Genomic DNA, 14,434 nt, shown 5'->3' with positions numbered 1-14,434 from the left:
GATCGCGGCACTGGCCTGGTCCTTCGACCGGACACGGGGCATGCCTTACCATGACACCGGGCACGGCGTGCGTAGCCGCGCTGTCACGTCAGTCACGCAAGACGACGGTGAGGGGATGCCCGACGATTACAATGTGGGCATGATTCCGCTTCTGGCTCCTGTGCTCTCTGGACCTGACGCCGCACATGCCGGCGCGCTGCATCTGGCCCCGGGGCCGCGCGGCGCCATCGGGGCCAGCACGTTCTTCACATCCGCCGCGTTGACGGCCTTCTTCGACGAACAGCAGGCGAGCCGGCAGATCGCAGATCGCCGGGCCTTCGTCTCCATCTGGTCCAAGCGCTACGTCGCGAGCTTTCTCCTGCCCACGCTCGCGGCCAGCCTGCTCTTGCAACGCCGCCTGCCCGTGGCACTGAAGGACGTCGGCGTGGTGCTGGCCGAGGACGGGCGCCCGCTAGGGCTGGTCCTGGCCGACGAAGGCCAGCCGCACGACCCCGCCGAACCGCCGTTCGTCCGCTTGGCGACCTTGATCGACCACCACCTGACCCCGGTGGTCGACGCGCTGGCGCAGGTGTCGGGGGCCTCGCCACGGCTGTTCTGGAGCAACGCCGGCAACGTGTTCGAGTTCGCCACGACGCGCATCGCGCAGCATCGGCTGGCGGTGGCCGATTGCACCGCGCCTGCCGAGGCCATCCTGCAAGCGCGCGAGCGCCCCGATGGGGCACGCAATCCCTTGTTCCGGCCGGTCATCTATCGCGATGACGTGATGGACGAGGAAGGCAACCCGCAGCGCGTGCGTCGCGTGTGTTGCATCCGCTATCGCGTGCCGGGCGTGGGCTATTGCAGCAGCTGCCCGATCGAACCCGGGCGTCGCCACCACGCCGGGTGATCGCTCAGGGCGCCTGCCACGGCGCGAGGCGGCCGTCGTCCAGCCGATACACGCGATCGGCCGCGTCGAAGTAGTGGTCGTCGTGCGTGATTGCGATGACGGTCTTGCCCGCTGCCTTGAGTGCAGGCAAGAGCTCGCGATAGAACACTGCGCGAAACGCCGGATCCTGATCCGCGGCCCATTCGTCGAGCAGCAGGAGATCGTGATCCTGGGCCATGAGGAGCACGAGCGCCAGGCGCTTGCGCTGGCCTTGCGACAACGCCGTCGTGGACAGGGTGCCCTGGGCATCCAGGGTGACCTTGTCCGCCAGGCCCAATCGCTGCAGGGCGTGCGCCGCGCGTTCGCGCGCCTGCGGCGCCTGCAGCACCTGCGAGAAAACGTGGAAGTCCGACAGGATGATGCCCGCTTGCTCGCGATAGGCGGCCATCGAGTCCGGCGTGAGCGGTGCCCCATTGACGCACAGATGTCCGGCCTGCGGCGGGTAGAGCCCGGCGATGAGCTTCATCAGCGTCGATTTGCCACTGCCGTTGCCGCCCACCAGGAACACCACGTCGCCACGCGAGACCTGCAGATCGATCGGGCCGACGCCGAAGCCGGGCTCGCCTGCCGCGCCCGGGTGGCGGTAGCGCACGCCGTGCAACGTGAGCGACGTGAAAGGCGGGGCGGCCCCGGGCGCCGCGTCGCTGAAGGCCTCGCCCAGGCCCAGCGACTGCACGTTCTGCAAGGCCACCGAGCCACGCAGGAAGACCGGAATGGTATCGAGAATGAGCGCGATCGGCGTGCGCAGGAACACGATGGTGAGGGCATAGGCCAGCACCGTGGCCGGCGGCAGCCAGGCGTGCACGAGCCCCAGGTAGACGAGGTTGCCGATCAGCACGAAGATCAGCACCGTGGTCCAGGCCAGATTGACGGCCCAGAGCGTGTCGGCGCGCACAGCGGCCGTGCGCGCGGCATGCGCGGCGCCAGCCACCCGCATGTCCAGGAGCCAGCGCCGGCGCGCGTGGCTCATGGCGAGCTCGCTGCGCCCTGCAATGGCGGCCTCCGTGTGCTGACTGAGCAGGTCTTCCTGCAAGCGGACCTGCTGCATCAGCGCCTTCACGCGGCGGCCCAGGCGCAGGTCGATGGCCACCCCAACCACCACGACCATCACCGTCACACCAAAGAAGCGCACGTCGAGCCAGGCCAGGTAGGCGAGCCCCGCGGCCAGGACCAACGCGTTGTTGAGCAGCACCGGCGACTGCTTGATGGCAGCGGCGATGGCCGTGACGTCCCGGGTGAGCGCGGTGTGCAAACGCGCGCCGCCCAACGTCTCTTGTTGCGCGAGGGGCGTGGCCAGCCAGCGCCGCATGAGCCGCAGCCGCAGTTCTTGAACGAGATCGTGCCCGATGCGCACGAGCAGGATCTGCGCGGCGATTCCGCTCACGAAGAGCACGGCCAACAGGGTGCCATAGGTGAGCGTGGTGTGCGTCGGCACGCCCTCGGCCTGCTCGAGCGTGCGGTTGACGAGGGCGATTAGCGCCATGCCGGCCGCGGCGCTGATGGCAGCGGCGAGGCCGGCAAGGCAGACCCGCGTGCGTGACAGGGCGAGCAGTTCGCGCAGCAAGGTCGCGGCCGGGCGCGGGGCGGGTGTGTGCGGGCTCATGGGGATTGCAGATGGAGGGGGCGTGCCGTGAGATGCGCACGCAGCCGGTAGGCTGAGCCCAGCAGCCCTTGCAGGGTGTCGGTCGCCCGGCTGCGGTCGACGTAGAGGAGCTGCCCGTGACGGATCGCAAAGAGGTTCTGCCAGCTCGGCAGAGCCCGCACCGCTGCGGTCTGGGCCTCGGAGTCCAGGCTGGCGTCATAGCTGTCGACGAGGATGTCGCTGTCGAAAGCGCCGAGTTGCTCCAGGCTGTAGGGGATGTTGCGCTGGGCCTGCCGATAGGCCGGCAGGCGGGCAAGACCGGCGTCGGCAATGACCGTGTCCATGCCGCCTCGACCGATCAGCTGAAAGCCATCGGCATAGAGCTCCAGAGTGGTGATGGTGATCCGCTCGCGCTCGGGGACGCGGGCGCGCAGATCGGCGATCACGGCGCGGTACTCGGCGAGCATGGCCTGATAGCGGGCCCGCGTGCCGGTCAGATCCGCGAGTTCAGCCGCATAGGCCTGGATGCCGGCCTCCTGGGCCGGCAGCAGGACGACCGGCGCAATGCGTGACAGCGTCTCGCGCAGGCTCGCGTGATAGGACAGGCCGATGATGAGATCGGGCGCGAGTGCAGCGATTGTTTCCACATCCGGTGCCTGGTGCGAGCCGATGTAGCGAATGGCGCTCGTATCGAAGTGGCCCGTCGCGCCGCGAAACACGGGGGCTGCGAACAAGCGCTTGCGCCCACTCGAGCCACAGGGGGTGTAGCCCAGTTCCAGCAGCTGCGTGGTGAGGCTGAAGTCGTGCAGCGACACGATGCACCGCGGCGCGACCGGCACGGTGGCGCTGCCGAGGCTGTTCTCGAAGATGCGCGTCTCGGCTGCGCTGGCCTTGGCCATGGCGAGCACGGCGATCAGCCACGCGAGCAGCATCATGCAGGTGGCCCGGATCAGCGCGGGCCGGCGACGCTTCGTAGCGCCTCGCGCAGGGCGGAGCCTGTGCGCGAGGCGACCCGAGGCGAGGCACAGGGTTGGTGTCATGTGGGGAGGCGCCGGCGCGCGAGCAACAGGATGAGGTAGGGCGCGCCCACGAGCGCGATCATGAGCCCGGCGGGCACCTGAAGCGGCGCGGCGAGTGTGCGGCCCAGGGTGTCGCCCGCGAGCACGAGCGCCGCGCCGCACAGGCCGGACAGGGGCAGCAGCACGGCATGCCGATCACCGCCGATCTGACGTGCCAGATGCGGTGCGAGCAGGCCGACGAAGGTCATGGCGCCCACATGCGCTACCGAGACGGCGGTCAGTACGGCGCTCGCGACGAGCAGCGCGCCAGCGGTGGCGGGCACCGAGATGCCCAGACTCGTGGCGGTGACACGACCGAGCCGAAAGACGTCGAGCGCGCGGGTGGCGGCGAGCAGGGGCAGGCCGACCACGAGCAGCCAGATCGCCTGACGCCGGACCTGTCCCCAGTCGGCGCGATGCAGGCTGCCGCCCAGCCACTGCAGCGCCGACTCGACGCGATCGAGGTCACCGTAGGTGACGAGCAGATTGGCCACGGCGCCCAGCAGCGCGGACATGCCGATGCCCACCAGGATGAGGCGCAGCGGCGACACGTCGCCGCGCCAGGCGAGTGCCGCGACGACGGCCGAGACGGCGAGCCCGCCGATGAGGGCGGCGAAGGGATACGCCGCGGGCGCGAGCAGGCCGGGGGCGGCCACGAGCACCACGAGCAGCGTGACACTCGCGCCGCCTTCCACACCGATGAGCCCGGGCGCCGCGAGCGGGTTTCGCGTGATCGCCTGCATGAGCAGCCCGGCCACGCCCAGCGCGGCGCCCGCGAGCAGGGCCAGCGCCACGCGCGGCAGGCGCAGCTCCCACAGCACGAAGCTGTGCAGGTCCTCGGCGGGCGCCGTGAGCGTGGCCCAGGCCTGCGCAGCGCTCAGCGGATAGGTACCCAGGGTGGTGGCAAGCACGGTCAGCGCGCTCAGCGCCAGGGCCGCGATGACGAGGACGGGGGCTCGCGTGCGGCGGCTCATCGCACCCTGCGCAGCACGAGGAGGATGAAGAGCGGTGCGCCCACGAGGGCGGTGACGATCCCCGTATTGAGTTCGAGCGGCCGGATGAGCGTGCGCGCGAGCGTGTCCGCCAGGACGAGGAGGAGCGCGCCCAGCAGCGGCGCGACGAGCGTCACCCGACGATGGTCCTCGCCTACGAGCAGGCGCGCAGCATGCGGCGCGACGAGCCCCACGAAGCCGATGGGCCCTGCCATGGCCACGGCGCTGCCCGCGAGGAGCACGACGGCCGCGAGGCTGGCCACGCGCAGCCGCCCGACGTTCACACCCATCGTGACGGCCACTGAGGGGCCGAGACGATAGAGATTGAGCGCGCGCGCAGTGACCGCGGCCAGCAGCACGCCCGTGGCGAGCGCGGGCCAGGGCAACGCGAGCCCGGTGCCGGCGGTGCTGCCCAAGGCGCCGGTCAGCCATCGGCGCAGGCTCTCCAGACCTTGCTGATCGAGCAGCAGAAGCAGGGCCGTCATGGCGCTGCACAGCGCAGCCACCATGGCGCCCGCCAGGGTGAGCCGCACGGGATCCTGACCGCGTCCGCCCAGGGCCAGCACGGCCACGGCAGCGGCCAGCGCACCCGCGGCGGCCAGCCAAGGAACCGGCGCGCTCGCGCCGCTGGGCGTGGCAAGCAGCCCGGCCACCACGAAGAGCGCCGCGCCGCTGTTGATGCCGAGGATGCCAGGATCGGCAAGCGGATTGCCCGTGGCCGCCTGCATGAGGCCGCCGGCCAGTGCCAGCGCGGCGCCCACCACGAGCGCGGCGAGCAGGCGCGGCAGTCGATGGTAAAGCACGATGTCGTGCGCGGGATTGCCGGGCACAGGCTCGGTGAGCGCCTGCCAGACGTCGGCCGGGGAGATCGTCACTGCGCCCAGCGCGAGGTGCAGGCCGGCGGCTGTCAGGGCCGTCGCGAGCAGCAGACCGGCCAGCGTCAGGCCGCGACCGCGAGGGCTCGGGCGGGACAGGGGCGAGGGCGCGGGGCTCATGGCGTGGCGCGTCCCGACCGCGCGGGCAATGCCGGCACACTGAAGAGCAGGCCCGAGGCAGGATCGCGCGCCACGTGCGCCTCCAGATCGAACGTGGCGCGCAGACAGGCGGGCGTGACCACCTGCGCGGGTGTGCCTTGCGCGAGGATGCGGCCTTCGCGCATCAGCACGAGGTGATCGGCGAACCAGGCCGCCTGGTTCACGTCGTGCAGGACGGCGACGATGGTGCGGCCCTGGGCGCTCAGGCGGGCGAGCAGCGTGAGCACGCTGATCTGGTGGGCCACATCGAGGAAGGTGGTGGGTTCGTCCAGCAGCACGATGGGCGTGGCCTGCGCCAGCGTCATCGCGATCCAGCTGCGCTGGCGCTGGCCGCCGGAGAGGTCCGCCAGTGGCTCGTCCAGCAGGGCGTGCACGTCGGTCAGGCGCGCCGCCTCGTCGATGGCGCGTTCGTCCTCGGTCGAGTTGGGCTGCCACCACCGCTGCCAGGGGTAGCGTCCTTGCTGGATGAGCTCGCGCACGGTCATGCGCGCAGGTGCGGTGGCATCCTGCGGGAGCAAGGTCAATTGTCGGGCCAATGCGCGGCGAGCGTAGGCGGACTGTGGCTGGCCGGCCACCTGCACGGTGCCGGCCTGCGGCCTGAGCAACCCCGCCAGCACGTGCAGCAGCGTCGTCTTGCCGCAGCCGTTGCCGCCCAGCAGCACGGTGAAGCGGCCTGCGGGCACGTCCAGACCCAGCCCGTGCAGCACGCGCCGCGTGCCGCGCAGGGCCGTGATGCCGTGCGCCCGAAGTGCGGGCGCTGTCACGCTCACCAGCGGTAGCCTACCGACGCCATGACGCGACGGGGCTCGCCATACTGGCATTGCCCGCTGTAGCATATGGAGGGAATGAACGTCTTGTCCGTGAGGTTCGTCACATTGAGAGCGGCCGACCAGGGGCCGCGCTCATAGCCGATGCGGGCATCGAAGAGCGTATAGGCAGGCCCGCCTAGCCAGTCCTGCGAGGGACGGTTCGCACGGCTCGACACGTAGCGCACGCCGGCGCCGACACGCCAGCCTTCCAAACCGAGTCGGGCCAGACGCCAGTCGGCCCAGGCCGACGCCATGTGGCGTGGCACGTTGAAGCGCTCGCCCACTTCACCCGGGATGTTGCTCGCTCGCACGGTCGCATCCGTGTAGGTGTAGGCCATGATGATGTCCAGATCCCGGCCCACCTCGGCCTTGGCCTCGATTTCCAGCCCGCGCGAGCGTATCTTGCCGGTCTGGGTAAGGAAATCGGTGGACACCGGGTCCGGCGTCAGCACGTTCGTGCGCGTGAGATCGAAGAGACTCGCACTGACCAGCGCACGGCTGCCTTGCGGTTGGTAGCGGATGCCGATCTCGAACTGCTCGCCCTCGGTCGGCTCGAAGGGGCGGGCAAGGCGATCCAGGCCGCTCGTCTGCTCGAACGACTGACTGTAGCTCAGGTAAGGGGCCAGCCCATTGTCAGCCAGGTACACCAGCCCTGCGCGGCCGGTGAAGACGTTGTCCTTGGCGGTGTTGTCGCTGGCCGGCGCGTGACGCTGACGGGTCTCGGTGCGCATGCGATCGTAGCGCCCGCCCAGCAGCACCACCCAGCGATCGTCGAACTTGATCTGGTCTTGCAGGTAGAAGCCCAGCTTTTGTTCTTCGATGTGGCGCTGCTGCCACGGCGACGTCACGATCGGCCCCGTCTGGTAGACCGGGTTGTAGGCGTCGATGGCGGGCAGGGCGCCCCGAAAGCGCTCGCTGTCATAGGTCGAGCGCGCGTAGTCCACGCCCGCCAGCACGGTGTGTTGCATGTTGCCGACGGTCAGGTCCTTCTGCACGTGGGTGTCGCTCGTGAAGATGCGTGCCTTATCGTCGAAGGCTCGCGCCGAGCGGGCCACGCGCCGTTGGGTGGCGCGGTCGACGTCGCCAGACATCAGCACATAGCGCATGTCCAGGTCGGATTCGAAGTAGCGCATCGAATGGCGCACACGCAGCGAATCGGAGAATGCGTGGTCCGCGAGCAGGCTCACCGAGCGCGAGCGTACCTCGAATCGGTTGTGGTTGGGCTCGCCCAGGAAACGGTCGCGCGGCAGCTGGCCGTTCGTGTTGTCGAGCAACGAACCCGTAGCCGGCACGGAGGGCGGATAGTACGAGTTGTCCTTCTGGTAATGTGCCAACAAGGTGACGGACGTCGCGGCGTTCGGGGTCCACGTCAGCGCCGGGGCGATGTACCGGCGGTCGTCCCGACCGAAGTCTTGCGCAGTGTCGCTGTTGCGGCCCAGCGCGACGAGGCGATACTGCCACTGGCCATCGGCATCGATGGGCCCGCCCAGATCGGCGGCGATCTGGCGGCGCGCGTGACTGCCCACTTCCACCCGCAGTTCGCGCACCGGCTCGGCGGTGGGGCGCTTGGTCACGGTGTTGATCACCCCCCGGGGGCGGCCGCGCCATACAAGATCGATGCCGGGCCCTTCAGGACTTCGATGCGCTCCAGCCCATACGGCTCCTGCTTGCCGTTGTACTGGTTGTTCATGTAGCGCATGCCGTCGCGGTAATAGTTGCCGGTCTGGGGATTGGCCTCGAAGCCGCGGATGGTCATGGTGTCTTCGAAGCTCGAGCTCACGGCAACGACGCCGCTCGACACGCCCGCCGTGTAGGCCAGCGCTTCCTGCATCGATTGCGCGTTCTGCTCGCGGATCTGGTCGGCGGTCACCACGGAGATAGACTGTGGCGTTTCGATGAGCGGCGTGTCCGTCTTGGTGGCCGTGCTGGCGCGCCGGGCGACGAAGCCTTCGAGCGGCGCATCAGGGCGTTCGCTCTGACCCACGACGGTGACGGGCGCAAGCCGAGTGGCAGTGCCTGGCGCCGATGCGGCGGGTGCCGATGCAGCGGGCGCCGCGCTCAGCGAGACGCGCCGGCCTTGCCAGTCGGCCTGGATGCCCGTGCCCTGCAGCAGTCGCGTGAGTGCCTGGCGTGGGGTGAGCTGGCCACGCAGCGCGGGCGCCTGGCGCCCGGACACGGTCTCGGGCAGGAAGAAGACCTGCACGTCGAACGTCTGGCCGAACTGCAGCAAGGCCTGGTTCAGCGACTGACTGGGCAGATCGATCTGCATCGCGGTTTCGGCCTGAGCCAGCGCGGGTGCAGGGGTGGCCAGCAGCGAGGCCGTAAGGCAGGCCACGGCCCAGGCGACATGGGAGCGGCGATACGCAGGGCGTTGGGCAATAGCGCGAGAATGAGTTGGCACGGAGGACTCTGCAGGACGGGGTGGCGGCGCGGTGGATCGCACCGTCGGAGGCAGCATCGACGCTGCCAGTACCCAAGCAAGAGTGTCGAGCGGGGCAAAACCCGTAAAGAAATCGCTGTCGGTTTTGAAACTAATTGAAACTGCCGGCGGTCGTTCAGAGGCGAACAATCCGTGGCCCGAGTCCAGCCACGTGAAGGACCTGCACGGGCATCAACCGCGGCAGCACGTCCAGGAATGCATCGGTATCGTCGACGCTGAAGACCCCGGCGATGCGGGCCTGCGCCAGGGCAGGGTCGCGTACCTCGATGGGCAGATCACGATAGCGATTGAGTTCTGCAACGACCTCGCCGAGCGGCGTGCCGTCGAAGATGGCCTTGCCCTGGCGCCAGGCGGCCACGTTGCGCGCATCCACCGCATGCAACTGCACCGCCCCGGCCTGGTGGGCCTGCAGCCCGTCGCCGGCCCGCAAGGCGTGCGACTGTCGATCCCACAGTCGACCCGTACGCACCTGCACCGCGCCGCTGGAGACACCGACCTGGACGTGCTCACCTTCCCGCCGCACGCTGAAGCGCGTGCCGACGACGCGCACCTCGGCCGGATCCGCCTGGACGTAGAAGGGCCGGGCGGTGTCGGGCTGCACCGAGAACCAGGCTTCTCCATGCTCGAGGATCACCTCGCGGCGCTCTGCGTAGAAGCGCACCTCAAGTGCGGTGCGCGTGTTCAGTTCCAGGATGGAGCCGTCCGGCAAGGCGAGCGACTGCCGCTGGCCGGTGCCCGTCGCGTGGCGCGCAACGTACTCCGGCTGGGCGAGCAACGCCGGGCGTGCCAGCACGGCGATTCCGGCCGCGCTGGCGGTCAGCGCGAATCCGGTCCAGACGAGACGGCGCCGGCCTGACGCCACGGGGCGGGCCGGTTGCACGATCGACCTGAGATCTGCCGCCCGCATTGCCGCGCTGGCCTGCCACGTAGCCTGCATGGCCCGGTAGGCAGCATCATGGGCTGGGTCTGCCTGGCGCCATGCGCGCAGCTCCCGCCGCTGGTCAGGGCTGAGCGTGCCGCCACTTTCGCGCGCGAACCACAGCGCCGCAGCATCGTGGATGGCGTCGTCGTCCCGGTCGGCGTGGGTCATGACAGCAGGCCAGCAAGAAGCCATTTGCCAGGTCGCCGCGCCCGGCTGGATCTCGGATGCGCGCGGGTCATGGGGAAAAATCTCTCAGGCGCAGTTGCAGGTGCCGGATGGCACGGGCCAGGTATTTTTCCACGGAACTCACCGACAGGCCCATGTGGGCTGCAATCGCGGGGATGGTCCAGCCTTCCAGACGGTGCCAGGCGAAAACTTGCTGGCAGGCTGGTGGCAGGTCTCTCAGGGCGCGCGTGAGCGCATCGGACAGCTGGGCGCATCGCGCGGAGGCTTCCGCATCGTCGCCTGCGGGGTGGTCGGCCTCGGCCAGCTCGTGCAGCGAGGACGTCGGCCGCTCCCGTTCGCGCCGATACTGCCCCGACAATTCATTGGCGATGCTGCGGGACAGGTAGGCGCGGCCGTCGCGGATCGTGGCGGAGGGGGTCTGAAGCAACCGCGCGATGGCATTGTGTGCAGCATCCTCGGCGTCGGCCCGATTGCCGGCGCGGCGCCGCCACATCCCAAGCACCTCGCGGTAATGGGCAAGCCAGCCTCTGTCGGTCGAATCGTGGCTGGGCATGCCAGGATGCTATGCAAATGGGAAGCATTCCATTATGGGGTATGTGCTGGCCTGGCGCAAACCGGTGTGACAGCCAGGCGCTGACCCGAATCGATTCGCCTGCATCCAACCGGCGACGCTGACCATATACCCACGCACACACGTGGGTCAGGATGCGTTGCCATGCAGTCTCGTCAGCTCACTCAGCCGGCATCGCCGCACCGGGCGCGCACGAAGACGGCGTGTGCAGCGCCATGGCCGTCGTCGATGCCCTGCGTGCCCGCACTGCGATGCGGGGCTGGGCGGCGGGATGGGCCGCCCAGGCCGCGAGGTCGCAGGGGGAGGTTCAGCCTGCCAGCCCGCGCACGCAGTCGCGTACGAGGCCGGGGCCGCGGTAGATGAGGCCGGTGTAGATCTGCACAGCATTGGCGCCGGCCGCGATCTTGGCGCGCGCGTCCTCGGCCGAGAAGATGCCTCCGACGCCGATGATGGCCAGGTCGGGCCCGGCGCGGCGGCGCAGGCGCTCGATCACGACGAGCGACTTCTCACGCACCGGACGGCCCGAGAGTCCGCCGGTCTCGTTGCCATGACGCAGGTGCGCCACCGCATCGCGCGCGAGTGTGGTGTTCGTGGCGATCACGCCGTCCACACCCAGGCTCGGCAGGACGTCGGCGATCGCGTCGATCTGCCCCTCGTCCAGGTCCGGGGCGATCTTGACAGCGAGCGGCACGCGACGCCCGTGGATGTCGGCCAGGCGCGCGCGTGCCTCGGTGATCCGCGCCAGCAACTGGCCCAGCTCATCGCCGCCCTGCAGGGAGCGCAGATTCTTGGTGTTGGGCGAGGACACGTTGACGGTCACGTAATCGGCATGCGGATAGACCGCTTCCAGGCACGTGACGTAGTCGTCCGCGGCGTTCTCGAGCGGCGTGTCGGCGTTCTTGCCGATGTTCAGGCCCAGGATGCCGCCCTCACGGCGAAAGCGGCTCTTCTGCACGTTGGCCACGAAAGCCGGCAATCCCTGGTTGTTGAAGCCCAGGCGATTGATCAGGGCCTCAGCCTCGGGCAGGCGAAAGAGACGCGGCTTGGGATTGCCCGGCTGCGCGCGTGGCGTGACCGTGCCGATCTCCAGGAAGCCGAAGCCCAGGCTGCCCAGCGCATCGATGTAGTCGCCGTTCTTGTCCAGGCCGGCAGCAAGCCCCACCGGATTCTTCAGGCGCAGACCCATCAGGGTGGTGGGCGCGAGCGGCGTCGGCCCGGCGCAGCGCGTGATGCCCAGGCGATGTGCCCGGGCGAGATTGCGCAGGGTGAGGTCATGCGCGGCTTCGGCGTCCAGCGCGAACAGCAGCGGCCGGGCGAGCGGATAGGCGTTGAATAGCATCAGGTGGGCAAGGGTGGGTCAGGGGGCGCTGGCCGGCGCGGGCAGATCCTGCCAGGTGCCGGCCTGCAGAGCCTGGATGGGACGGAAGGCGGTCTTGTACGCCATCTTGGGACTTTCGGCAATCCAATAGCCCAGATACAGCCACGCTTGCTCCAGCTGGCGGCACTGTTCGATCTGCCAGAGGATGTTCCACGTGCCCAGGCTGCCCGGCAGATCCGGGTCGTAGAAGGTATAGACAGAGGACAGCCCGTCGTTGAGCACGTCGATGATGGACACCATGACGAGCGTGTCCGCGCTGTCGCGGAATTCGACGAGCCGGGTGTTCACGCTGCTCGCAAGGAGGAATTGCGCATATTGCTCGCGATTGTCCTGGTCCATGCCACCGCCGGGATGGCGGCTGCGCTGGTAGCGCTGATAGAGGGCGTAGTGCTCGCTCGACCAGCCCAGGCTGGCGACGAGCGGACGCAGATCGGCATGACGGCGCCAGATCTTGCGCTGGGTGCGGTTGGGGGTGAAGCGTGCCACCGGCACGCGTACCGGGATACAGGCCTGGCAATCGTCGCAATGCGGACGGTAGGTGAACGTGCCACTGCGCCGAAAGCCCGCCGCCACCAGCGCCGTGTAGGCATCGGCATTGACGAGGTGACTGGGCGTGGCAACCTGGGATCGCGCCTGGCGACCCGGCAGGTAGCTGCACGGGTAGGGTGCGGTCGCGTAGAAGTGGACGACCGAGAAGGGAAGCGCTTGCAGGCGGTTCATGAGTCTCTCGGAAACGGCGGGCCGGGCCGATGGCGCTGACGCGCGGCCGGGCAAAGGCTTCTGCATGATAGCAGCCTCGCGCGCGCGCCTCGGATGGGGCGCGCTCAGCGCGCCGTCAGGCCGAGGCCGGCACCAGTACGCCCTCGGCCGTGAGCCGACCGCGTGCCCAGGGCATCGCGGGCCGCGCGATCGCCTCGCGTACGCTGGCAAGGAACGCGGTGCGGGCGACCGGGGCTGCCCCCATGCGCGCCATGTGCGGCGTGTCCTGCTGGCAGTCGATGAGGCCCGCGCCATGCCGCTCGACGAATCGGGCAAGGCAGGCCAGCGCGATCTTGGCCGCATCGTCCACGCGGGTGAACATGGATTCGCCAAAGAACATCCCGCCCAGCGCGACACCGTAGAGGCCGCCCGCCAAGCGCCCGTCGATCCAGGTCTCCACGCTGTGCACGTCGCCGGCGACATGCCAGGCGCGGTAGGCTCGCTGCATGGGTGGCAGGATCCACGTGCCGGGTTGGCCGTCGCGGGGTGCCGCACACGCCTCGAGGACCTCGCCAAAGGCCGTGTCCACGCGCACCTCCATCGCCAGGGTGCCAGCGGCAAGGCGATTGAGCTTCTTGCGCAGCTGCCGGCCGGGATGGAAATTCGCGGTGCGCAGCAGCATGCGAGGATCCGGGCTCCACCAGAGGATGGGCTGGCCTTCCGAATACCAGGGGAAGATCCCCGACGCGTAGGCCGCGCGCAGCCGCGCCACGGAAAGATCGCCGCCCACGGCCAGCAGGCCGTCAGGCTCACGCAGCGCGCGTTCAGCGGGCGGAAAGGGAGTATCGGGCCCGAGCAGGGTCAGGCGCACGACTCAGCCGCGCCGCGGCGGCAGGGCGAGATAGTGCACGCCGTACTGGCCCGCGCGCCGATCGGCGAAGAAGCGCTCGAGGGTGAGCGAGACGGTGCGAAACGCGAGATCGTCCCAGGGCACGTCGGCTTCCTCGACCCAATGGGCTTCCAGGGTCTCCTGGCCGGGCGCCAGGCTTGGATCGGTGACTTCGATCAGGAAGAAGACGTGGACCTGGTCGGCCTGCGGCACGTCGATCACGCTGAAGAGGGCGCCGAGTTCGCTCTGCAGGCCGGCTTCCTCGAGGGTCTCGCGCTGCGCGCCGGCCGCGCTCGTCTCGCCGAGCTCCATGAAGCCCGCGGGCAAGGTCCAGTAGCCCAGGCGCGGCTCGATGGCTCGCTTGCACAGCAACACCCGGCCTTGCCAGACGGGCAACGTGCCCACGACCATGCGCGGATTCTGATAGTGGATCGCACCGCAGTTGTCGCAGAGATCGCGCACCCGCGTATCGTCCGGCGGGATGCGCCGCGTGAGCGTGCTGCCGCATTGCGAGCAGAACTTCTGCGTGCGGGGCGCCGGGAAGTAGGTGAGGGTGCGAGCGAGCTCTTGCATGATCCGGCGATTCTAACGGGTTGACGAGCGCTATGGGGCGCCGAAGTGCGAATAATTCGCATTAGTGTTAGACTGCGTTGTTCCCCCCGGCCAAGGCGGGGCTGGCCACCGGGCCTGCCGCGCCGCGCGCCGATTTGTTGCCTGGTTTCATGACTTCTTCCCAGACCTGGAGTTCCAGTGCCTCGCCCGGCTTGCGTGCGGTTGCCGCCGGGGCCGTCCTTGCTGCGCATGGCGGGGTGATCGCCGCGCTGCTCTGGGCGAGCCCGGAGCCGGCCGCGGTGGAGGAGCCGCAGGTGGTGCAGGTGCGGTTCGTCGAGATCGCGCCGGAGGTGCAGCAGGTGCAGGCACCGCCGGCGCCCGAGCGCTCCGCCGGAAC

General features: G+C 69.4%; 15 protein-coding genes. 2 read left to right on the top strand and 13 right to left on the bottom strand.

Annotation, left to right across the window (positions count from 1 at the left end; genetic code table 11):
- Nucleotides 1–115: 115 nt before the first annotated feature.
- A complete protein-coding gene (gene fhuF, locus IMZ29_RS08390; RefSeq protein ID WP_216182743.1) occupies nucleotides 116–886 on the top strand; it encodes a siderophore-iron reductase FhuF in 771 nt (256 codons plus the stop codon).
- A 4-nt stretch (nucleotides 887–890) separates the two neighbouring features.
- On the opposite strand, the gene IMZ29_RS08385 is transcribed toward fhuF, so the two are convergent.
- From IMZ29_RS08385 to IMZ29_RS08330, 13 genes are all read right to left on the bottom strand, one after another.
- The gene (locus IMZ29_RS08385; RefSeq protein ID WP_216182741.1) at nucleotides 891–2,528 is read right to left on the bottom strand and encodes a cyclic peptide export ABC transporter; all 1,638 of its coding nucleotides are present in this window, start codon (nucleotides 2,526–2,528) and stop codon (nucleotides 891–893) included.
- Nucleotides 2,525–3,442, bottom strand: a complete 918-nt coding sequence (locus tag IMZ29_RS08380; RefSeq protein ID WP_216182724.1) for an ABC transporter substrate-binding protein — start codon at nucleotides 3,440–3,442, stop codon at nucleotides 2,525–2,527. Before IMZ29_RS08380 ends, IMZ29_RS08385 begins: the two co-directional genes overlap by 4 nt.
- Before the next feature lie 101 nt (nucleotides 3,443–3,543).
- Nucleotides 3,544–4,539 carry a FecCD family ABC transporter permease gene (locus IMZ29_RS08375; RefSeq protein ID WP_216182722.1) on the bottom strand — a complete coding sequence of 332 codons (996 nt, stop codon included), beginning with the start codon at nucleotides 4,537–4,539 and terminating at the stop codon, nucleotides 3,544–3,546.
- The gene (locus IMZ29_RS08370; RefSeq protein ID WP_216182720.1) at nucleotides 4,536–5,552 is read right to left on the bottom strand and encodes a FecCD family ABC transporter permease; all 1,017 of its coding nucleotides are present in this window, start codon (nucleotides 5,550–5,552) and stop codon (nucleotides 4,536–4,538) included. The genes IMZ29_RS08375 and IMZ29_RS08370 overlap by 4 nt, the downstream gene beginning before the upstream one ends.
- Nucleotides 5,549–6,355: an ABC transporter ATP-binding protein gene (locus IMZ29_RS08365; RefSeq protein WP_371820175.1), complete on the bottom strand. Its 807-nt coding sequence runs from the start codon at nucleotides 6,353–6,355 to the stop codon at nucleotides 5,549–5,551. Before IMZ29_RS08365 ends, IMZ29_RS08370 begins: the two co-directional genes overlap by 4 nt.
- Nucleotides 6,356–6,357: 2 nt before the next feature.
- Entirely contained in the window at nucleotides 6,358–7,974 is a 1,617-nt protein-coding gene (locus IMZ29_RS08360; RefSeq protein WP_371820174.1) for a TonB-dependent siderophore receptor, read from the bottom strand.
- An 8-nt stretch (nucleotides 7,975–7,982) separates the two neighbouring features.
- Complete coding sequence (locus IMZ29_RS22665) at nucleotides 7,983–8,801, bottom strand: TonB-dependent receptor (RefSeq protein ID WP_371820173.1); 819 nt, start codon at nucleotides 8,799–8,801, stop codon at nucleotides 7,983–7,985.
- Nucleotides 8,802–8,955: 154 nt separating this feature from the next.
- The gene (locus IMZ29_RS08355; RefSeq protein ID WP_216182716.1) at nucleotides 8,956–9,930 is read right to left on the bottom strand and encodes a FecR family protein; all 975 of its coding nucleotides are present in this window, start codon (nucleotides 9,928–9,930) and stop codon (nucleotides 8,956–8,958) included.
- A 67-nt stretch (nucleotides 9,931–9,997) separates the two neighbouring features.
- On the bottom strand, nucleotides 9,998–10,501 hold the full coding sequence (locus IMZ29_RS08350) for a sigma-70 family RNA polymerase sigma factor (protein WP_216182714.1): 504 nt from the start codon (nucleotides 10,499–10,501) through the stop codon (nucleotides 9,998–10,000).
- Between the two features lie 325 nt (nucleotides 10,502–10,826).
- Nucleotides 10,827–11,858, bottom strand: a complete 1,032-nt coding sequence (locus tag IMZ29_RS08345) for a quinone-dependent dihydroorotate dehydrogenase (protein ID WP_216182712.1) — start codon at nucleotides 11,856–11,858, stop codon at nucleotides 10,827–10,829.
- 18 nt (nucleotides 11,859–11,876) lie between these two features.
- Nucleotides 11,877–12,617, bottom strand: coding sequence for an arginyltransferase (locus IMZ29_RS08340; RefSeq protein ID WP_216182710.1), 741 nt, complete (start codon nucleotides 12,615–12,617; stop codon nucleotides 11,877–11,879).
- A 115-nt stretch (nucleotides 12,618–12,732) separates the two neighbouring features.
- The gene (gene aat / locus IMZ29_RS08335; RefSeq protein WP_216182708.1) at nucleotides 12,733–13,467 is read right to left on the bottom strand and encodes a leucyl/phenylalanyl-tRNA--protein transferase; all 735 of its coding nucleotides are present in this window, start codon (nucleotides 13,465–13,467) and stop codon (nucleotides 12,733–12,735) included.
- Nucleotides 13,468–13,470: 3 nt separating this feature from the next.
- Nucleotides 13,471–14,058 carry an NUDIX hydrolase gene (locus IMZ29_RS08330; protein WP_216182706.1) on the bottom strand — a complete coding sequence of 196 codons (588 nt, stop codon included), beginning with the start codon at nucleotides 14,056–14,058 and terminating at the stop codon, nucleotides 13,471–13,473.
- Nucleotides 14,059–14,207: 149 nt separating this feature from the next.
- On the opposite strand from IMZ29_RS08330, the gene IMZ29_RS08325 reads away from it, so the two are divergent.
- The coding region (locus IMZ29_RS08325; protein WP_371820172.1) for a hypothetical protein at nucleotides 14,208–14,434 on the top strand (227 nt) is incomplete at its 3' end.

Origin of the sequence: Verticiella alkaliphila (assembly GCF_018904615.1) — a bacterium.
Classification (GTDB): domain Bacteria; phylum Pseudomonadota; class Gammaproteobacteria; order Burkholderiales; family Burkholderiaceae_B; genus Verticiella; species Verticiella alkaliphila.
Note: the sequence above shows the minus strand (reverse complement) of the source record. Positions and strands in the feature narration are given on the sequence as shown.